The sequence below is a fragment of the Zhongshania sp. genome, from assembly GCF_041623545.1.
In the GTDB taxonomy this organism is placed as follows: domain Bacteria; phylum Pseudomonadota; class Gammaproteobacteria; order Pseudomonadales; family Spongiibacteraceae; genus Spongiibacter.
In genome coordinates this window covers 1-8,470 of record NZ_JBFJWS010000130.1, presented here as the reverse complement: position 1 = coordinate 8,470, position 8,470 = coordinate 1, and the positions used below count along the sequence as shown (strand labels likewise).

At 53.2% G+C, this 8,470-nt stretch carries 4 protein-coding genes; 3 read left to right on the top strand and 1 reads right to left on the bottom strand.

Going from position 1 to position 8,470, the window contains the following annotated elements:
* Positions 1-624, bottom strand: a 624-nt coding sequence (locus ABYT30_RS11950) for a hypothetical protein (protein WP_373096660.1), incomplete at its 3' end; no start/stop codon positions are given.
* 288 nt (positions 625-912) lie between these two features.
* Here ABYT30_RS11950 and ABYT30_RS11945 point away from each other — a divergent pair.
* The 3 genes from ABYT30_RS11945 to ABYT30_RS11935 form a co-directional block, all read left to right on the top strand.
* A complete protein-coding gene (locus tag ABYT30_RS11945) occupies positions 913-2,412 on the top strand; it encodes a YdiU family protein (protein ID WP_373096658.1) in 1,500 nt (499 codons plus the stop codon).
* 42 nt (positions 2,413-2,454) lie between these two features.
* On the top strand, positions 2,455-2,961 hold the full coding sequence (locus ABYT30_RS11940; protein WP_373079915.1) for a M48 family metallopeptidase: 507 nt from the start codon (positions 2,455-2,457) through the stop codon (positions 2,959-2,961).
* Between the two features lie 343 nt (positions 2,962-3,304).
* Positions 3,305-8,470: thrombospondin type 3 repeat-containing protein (locus ABYT30_RS11935; RefSeq protein WP_373096656.1), on the top strand; the 5,166-nt coding region annotated here is incomplete at its 3' end.

Genomic DNA, 8,470 nt, shown 5'->3' with positions numbered 1-8,470 from the left:
TCCCAAGCTTGCCGTCGCCCGGCGTGAGAAATAAAACGACATCATTCGCGCCAGCATTGCCGCCGCGGCTTCTGGGTCATTCTTGCGCGCCACAAATTTATCAAAGGTTAGCGGCTGGGCAATATGCACCAGCACATTGCGACGCTGAGCGATAATAATCAGTAATTTACGCAGCGCACCTGCCCTTTCACCGTCCCCGAGCAATAATTTGAAAAACGAGGTTTCGCTGCCCGGGTTACGGCCCCAAAAAATAGAGACCGGTACAATCTGCAGGGGGTATTCCCCTTGTGCAGCCTGTTCAATCAATGCCGCCATCGTCTGTTGACCGCGAGAGCCGCCCCGCTGCCCAGCTAAAACTGGCAAATAAAGACAGGCGGCGCGCTCGGCATCGGGTAATTTACCCGGCGATGCACGAAGCAATGGCAGGTCATGCCCCTTGAAAATACGTTCAAGTAGAAAGCGATCGGTCCAGCTGTGCAATTGCAGTACATAGCAAACTGGTTTGCCCCTAAGCTGATCGGGCAATGCATCGTCAAATTGAATTAATTTCGGTTTCACGCCAGCAAGAAAGGGCGCTGACAACATTCGACACAGCACAAAGTACAAACGGGTAAACCACGGCATAATGCTCAAATCCTTAGTAAATTGGGCGTTAACGCTATTATATTTGTCGTTTTAACCATCAAGTAGGCGCCTAAAATTGGCCCTGCGTTTAGCCACTGGCCGCGATTTTACTTGGTCTGAGCGCTCTCGTCGCGTATTTCACTAAAGCTGTCACCTTGTGCAGCAAAAACACGTCTATACACCATGCGATAACAGGCAAGCCCTCGCGATTGGGGTACAATTCGTTCAATACCATTCTCAACGGTAGTCTAAACCCGTCGTTTTACCGTTTTTATACAGGTCAATGCCATGAGCGAATCCCGCAGCCCCGTGTTTGATAATAGTTTCGCCCGCCTTTCTGGGCCATTCTATTCCGAGCAGGCGCCAAGTTCAGTGCCAAATCCAGGCCTGATTCGTATCAATACCGCCCTAGCTGAGCAACTAAATATTAATTCGGATTGGCTCGCCTCCGCCGAGGGCATTGCCAGCATGGCCGGCAACCACGTTCCCGCAGGCGCACAAAGCCTAGCCGCGGTCTATGCCGGCCACCAGTTTGGTGGCTGGAACCCCCAGCTCGGCGACGGCCGCGCAGTATTACTCGGCGAACTGATTGGCAAAGATGGTATTCGTTACGACTGGCAGCTCAAAGGCTCGGGCCGCACCCCCTACTCCCGTGGCGGCGACGGTAAATCACCGCTGGGACCGGTGATTCGCGAATACATTCTCTGCGAAGCGATGGCCGCCCTAGGCGTGCCCACGACTCGCGCCTTAGGCGCCGTCACCACCGGTGAAATGGTATTTCGTGAGCAAGGCCTACCCGGCGCGGTATTCAGCCGAGTGGCGCAAAGCCATATTCGAGTGGGCACTATGCAATTTTTTGCCGCGCGTCGCGACAACGAGGCTCTGCAAACCCTGAGCGACTACCTTATTAAACGACACTTCCCTGAAGCCGCCGATGCCGACAACCCGATATTGGCCATGTTCAAGGAAATACTTAGCCGCCAAGCCTGCTTACTAGCCCAGTGGCAAAGCATCGGTTTTATTCATGGCGTCATGAACACCGACAATATGCTGCTCTGCGGTGAAACTATCGATTACGGTCCCTGCGCATTCATGGAGACCTACGACCCAAGTACTGTATTTAGCTCCATTGATCACCAAGGCCGTTATGCCTACGGCAACCAGCCGAGCATTGCTCACTGGAACCTAATGCAATTAGCGCAAGCCCTGCTGCCAATTCTGGATAATAGCCCCACCGCCACCGAAGACAGCGCAGTGGCCATTGCCCAAGAAGCAATCAATTCTTTTCCAGAGCGATACCTAAATGCCTACCAAAACATCATCAAAGACAAACTTGGCCTAAGCCAATTTAAAGAGGCAGATGACGCGCTGTTTCAAGCCCTACTCAGCAATATGGAAGCGCAAAAGGCCGACTTTACTCTCTGCTTTCGCCGCCTTGCCGAACTGGCTAACGAATCCGCGTGCATCAACACCAGTATCCGTGAGTTATTCGATTTTAATGAGGCATTCACACCGTGGCTGCAGCAGTGGCGTCAGCGCCTTATTGAAGACCAGCAAAGTCCAGCCCATCGTCAAGCGCAAATGTTTAAGGCAAACCCGGTGTTCATTCCCCGCAACCATCTTGTACAAGAGGCGATTAGTGCTGCGCAATCGGAGGGTGACTTTAGCTATTTTAATCAACTCGTCGATATATTGGCCGAACCAAGCCAGTTTGATCCCAGTAAATTACGCTACGCCATGCCGGCTAAGCCAGAGCAGCGGGTTACACAAACATTTTGCGGAACCTGATCAGCCCTTGGACGTTTAGCCTATTTACGAGGACAGTGCACCGTGCAGCACCCAGCCGAAACCATTAAATTAAAATATCTGCAGGGCTATTCTGAGCAGCTACAAAACCAGGTGCGCCAACTGATTATTGATCAGCGAGTAGATAGTTACCTCAACCAGCGCTACGGACAAAAGCACGACATTCAAAGTGACAAAGCCCTGTACAAATACATCAACGACATAAAGCAAACTCACCTGCGCAATGCCCCGCAAATCGACAAGGTGCTATTCGACAATCGCCTAGACCTCACCCACCGCGCGCTGGGCCTGCACACCGCCGTCTCCCGAATTCAGGGTGGCAAGCTCAAAGCCAAGAAGGAAATTCGTATTGCTTCACTCTTCAAAGCCGCGGCCCCCGAGTTTTTGGAAATGATCGTGGTGCACGAACTTGCGCATTTCAAAGAAGCCGATCACAACAAAGCCTTCTACAAACTCTGCGAATATATGCTGCCCAATTATCATCAACTGGAATTTGATTTACGGATTTACCTCACTGCACGTGAGCTTTAAACCTCCAATTTCCTTCAAACGCCGCACTCTTTTTCCCTTCTTGCATTAAATTACCTTAATTCGCGGGCCAAGTCGCAGCTAATAAAAATCGTTATATCATTGATTCCTATCACTTTCTGTAATTTCAACACAATTAGCGCCAAGTTATTGGCCCTTAATGCCATTGTCACTATTTGATCAAAATGTATACTAGTCGCAATATATGCACTGCCAACACGCATTTCTGCCAGCGTGAAATCATGTGCAAACAATAATACCAAGTGCTCTTTAACTCGCCCAAGCCTGCCCTTGGCTACCTACAGCGAGAAAATAAACTCTTTTGCCACACGCCAGAGGTGTATGCATGAAATACGCGATCAAGCCGCTCACATTACTTATATCTAGCCTTATTTTATCGGCCTGTGGTGGTGGAGGAGGCAGCGGTTCATCTAGTCCCGCGCAGTCACCTTCGTCACAAACCAGTCACACTGGCTACGTAATAGACGGGCCTGTGAAAGGATTGCGTTACACCCGCAACAATAGCTTTGAGTCTATTACCCCAGCCGACGGTAGCTTTCGTTTTGTACCTTCAGAAACAGTCCGCTTCTACGTAGGTAGCATCCCCTTAGGTACGATTGCCACATCGACAAGCACAGCATTTGTCACACCTAGGCAATTAGCCAATAACAATGAAACCGCGCGTATTAATATTGGCCGTTTCTTAATTACTTTAGATGCCGATAGAGACCCTACCAACGGTATCCAGCTCAACGCCGCAGTAGTGCAGGCCGCAGAAAAATTCAGTGGAACCGTCGACTTCCGGAATTTCGATGGCAGTGTTTTAGCAGAATTTGCCCGCACCGCAAACAATGACGGCGCACGCGAACTCGTCAGTAAAGAAGTTGCAAAAGCCCACATTGATGCCAGCGAAGCCGATATCGCCGATGGACAATACGACTACGACAGCGGCACCGACGCCGACGGTGACGGTGTAAATAACGCGGTAGATCAGTGCCCAAATACACCTACCGGTACGATAGTGAACGCCAATGGTTGTGTTGATCAAATAGACGAAAACCAAGATAGCGACAACGACGGTATTCTGAACGGTGACGACAACTGCCCAGACGTTGCCAATCCCGACCAACTCGACCTCGATGGCGACCAGCGCGGTGACGCCTGCGATGTAGACGCCGACGGCGACGGTATCATTAACGAAGAAGAAACAGATACCGACCCACTCAACCCAGATACTGACGGCGATGGTTTTAACGACGGCGCAGACAACTGCCCGAGCATAGCCAACGCCGAGCAAACCGATACTGACCTTGACGGTCTCGGCGATGCCTGTGACGACGACATCGACAACGACGGCGTACCGAATAACAGCGACGCATTCCCCTACGATCCGACAGAAAGTAAAGATAACGATCTCGACGGTATTGGCGACAATGCCGACGATGACGATGACAACGACGGCGTCAAAGACGAAGACGACGCCTTCCCTTTTGATCCAAAGGAAAACAAAGACACTGACGGCGACGGGATTGGCGACAATACTGACGACGATGACGACGGCGACGGTGTTAAAGATGAGGAAGACGCCTTCCCCTTTGATCCAAATGAAAGCAATGATAGCGACAGTGATGGCGTCGGCGACAAAAGCGATAGCTGTCCAGCAACCGCCGCTGGCGACCCCGCAAACAATACCGGATGCAGCGCCGCACAGTTCAAACATGCATCCTGTAGTGATGAATTTAATTTAGAGGGCAACCGCAGCTATCAAGTGGTGTTACCCGTTGCCGACACCGACGGTAAAGTACAGCGAGTGAGCTTCCAAATTATGGAGCCTACCAGCTTTGACTGCGCCAATATTAACCGTGGTGCCCACCCGTTGATGATTCATGGCCCCGGTTATTCGGGCAGTCGCTCAACCTCTGGCTTCGCGAATTATCAAAATGACGGCTACACGGTCATTTCATGGGACCCTCGCGGTTTCGGTGACAGCAGCGGCACGGCAAAAGGCATGGACCCTGAGTACGAAGGTCGCTATTTGATCGCCATACTCGACTGGGTAGAGCAAAACCTCGACTACCTCGCGTGGCGCAACGAAGCCAGCGGCGAATTTATTGCTAGGCCCAGCGACGCCACCAGCGTCGCGGGCGGCGACAACCTTCTTATTGGTTCACAGGGCGGCAGTTATGGCGGCGGCTATCAGCTGCTGACCTTGGCAGTCGACAGCAAAAAACGTCTCGACGCCATTGCCCCCGATATTACTTGGCACGATCTGCGCGACGCGCTGAACCCCGGCGATGTTGTCAAAACTGTTTGGGGCGCAGGCCTGGCCGCGCTCGGCACCGCCTCTGGCTCGCCAAGCTTAATTTCGGCTGAAACATTTGCGGATTTACAAGCCGGTGAAAACGTCGCCCTGCAAGATGGCCAAGACCCTTTCATTCAAGAGACCGTTGCCCGCAGCGTGGCCACCAATGAATGGCCACGACAATCGCTGAACTGGTTCGCCTACCGCGGCGGATTAGGCGCTTGGTGTAAAGCCTCAGGCTTACCGACCCTACCCTACCCAAGCTATGGCAGCGACACCGTGCCCATGCTTGACCCTAGTGGCAGTGACAACACCCCTACTAAGCAAGAAGATGGCCGCCTCGGTTTCGGCGATTATTTAGTGCAGGCCGATGACCCACTTAGCTACTTTGACGGACTCGAAGTACTACTAACGCAGGGCATGATTGACACACTGTTTAACTACAACCAAGCGTGGTGGAACTACCAGTGCTTAAGCGCCGCCGGCGCCAAGGTTTCCCTGTACACCCACAATGGTGGCCATGTTTTGCCCGGCGCGCAATCGCCAGACTCACCCAGTGTGGATGCTGGCAGCTGTGGTTTTTACACAAGTAATGAGCAGAAATCATGGTTCGATGCGCGTTTAAAGCCCCTGCATGCTAGTCCCAGTGAATTCCCAGCGAACACCGCAAAGGACACCTGTTTCGCACTTGGCACGGCTAATGATGTGGTCAAACTCGACGCGCAGGATGTTATCGCGCCGGGCGCGAGTAATAAATTTACTCGCCGTACAGTCACACCAGTTACACCAGTACCCAATGGTCCAAGTGGCTATGGCAATTTGAGTTCAAGCTTGCCGGTCTACGCGCCACTGGGTGTCGTTGAGGCCGATACAAGCGCGATACTCGCTGGTATTCCGCACCTCACGGTAACTGTGACTAGCGTTGCGGGCGTCAACGAGACGGCGCAGGATTGTTCCGCGCCATCCTTAGCCACCCGCAGTGGCTGCGATAGTATTACCTTTGTCGGTATTGGCAAAAAAGCCCCCTTTGGTGGGCCAGACAGCCCCAACTACGTTTTGATCGACGACCAAGTCCAACCGATACGCGGCCTCGGCGAACACGATATTGACTTAGTGGGTATTGCCGAACGTATTAACGATGGCGACGAATTGGCGGTATTGTTTTATGCCGTACACCCGCAGTTTGCCAGCTCCGCTTCTCGCGACCTGAGTGTTCCGGCGGTAACTATTAGCGGCACCATCGCCTTGCCACTTTATGTTGCCGACGAAACTGGGCAAGCCGATGTCAATGCTGATACCAGCACGTTGCTGCCCGGCACCGACCCCGACACTGACGGCGACGGGGTTTTAAACGAGTCCGACGCCTGCCCCAACACCCCAGCCGGTAGCGAGGTCGACGAGCAGGGCTGCTCGAGCCAGCAACGCGACGTCCAGGCCGGTCTTGCGGTATGTACGCCAGATGGTAGCCGCTGCATCTCGACAATTCCCGAACTCGGCGCGCCGCTGCAAGCAGCCGCCGATCAAATCTACGCGGGTATTGTCAGTGGCGGCGCCCCACTGCCAGCCAATGGCGAAGTTATTTTGCACGCCGCCCAAGCGCAGGTTCAGGGCTGCGATATGCTCGACCCCGCTCACTGCTTATTTCCGTTCCCGAGCAATCAATTCACAAGCCTAGCCAACGCTGGCAGCGTGCAATCAAGTGAGCGTGGCGGCAGCGGCAGGAAAGTGAATTTCAATATTCTAGGCATGCCCCGCAATACCGCTGGCAAACCCATTGACCCAAGCGAATGGAATCGCAATGACGGCTTCTCGCCGGGACAAATGATCACTACTTTTGTTCCTGATCTGGCCGCTAACGAAGACGGTACTGTGCCCGGCGCACCCCGCCTTAGCCACTTAAGTGAATCATTAGACCTCAACAATTCTGCAGTATTGGTGCTCGACGCGGAAACCGGTGAACCTCACCCCGTTTGGGCTGAGATCGACCTCAACGCCGGTCTGTTATTTCCGGGCAGCAATATTGCAAACCCAGACCCCAGCAAGCCAGCACGCGCCGCGCTCATTATTAGACCGGCCCGCAATTTTGAACACGGCCGTCGCTATGTAGTGGTCCTGCAACAGCTGCCAAGCGCCACCAGCAGTGGCGAGTTTATCAAGCCCCAGCCCGCCTTCCGCGCTTGCCGAGACCAACAGGCTGAAGGTATTCCAGTGCTGGCCGACCGCTGCGCAACATGGGACAGCGATGTTCGCCCAGTTTTAAATAATGCTGGCATCCCCATCAATAATAGCGACCTCTACCTCGCCTGGGACTTTACCGTTGCCAGCAGCGCCAGTACGGTAGGCCGCTTACGCCATATGCGGGATACAGCATTTGCGACTTTAGGCCAACAGGAAAGCAGCACCGGAGAAATCACCGACCTCGGCAATGCACCAACATTCACGATCGACAAAGTGACTGATAACCCAGGTCGAGGCATGGCACGCCGAATCGAAGGCACAATTACTGTACCCAGCTTCGTTACGCCAGCCGACCCAGCACCAGTCGACAATGTCAGCTTACAAGCAGAAACCCTGTGCAGCAAAATCCCCGAAGAGAATTTCCGCGATGGCTGTAATACCTTCTTTGAAGGCGTTGGTATTGCCGATGGCGGCGCAGTGCCGCCCAACCGTTTGTTCTACCAACCAGATCAGAACGGTGTGTATGGCGACGAGCTTCCCGACTCCGTCGCAACCATGACAACCCGATTTACCTGCCAAATTCCGGCCCAGGCCTCTAGCGAAAACCCAGCCCGCGCCGGCATCTACGGCCATGGCCTGCTCGATGGCCACCAGGCCGTCACCTACGATCAGGTGCCGGAATTCAGTAACGATCACAATTTCTTGTTTTGTGGTGTCGATCTATTTGGCTTTTCCACCGGTGATGTTGCCAATGTCGTAAGCATACTGTTGGACCTATCTAACTTCGCAACGATTCCAGATGCCTCGCAGCAAGGCCTGCTGAACTACCTGTTCCTCGCCCGCGCCCTGCGCCATGAAAATGGTTTTGGCGCAAACGAAGCATTTCAGCTAAATGGCAAACCGGTATTTGATAACAGCGAAATTTTTTACGATGGTAATTCGCAAGGTGGCATCATCGGTGGCGCTGTTGTTGCTATGTCTAAGGACGTGCAGCGTGGCGTACTAGGTGTTGTCGGCATGAACTACTCGACG

Coding starts and splice junctions, on each gene's coding strand:
- ABYT30_RS11945 (WP_373096658.1), top strand. CDS start 913: ATGAGCGAATCCCGCAGCCCCGTGTTTGATAATAGTTTCGCCCGCCTT.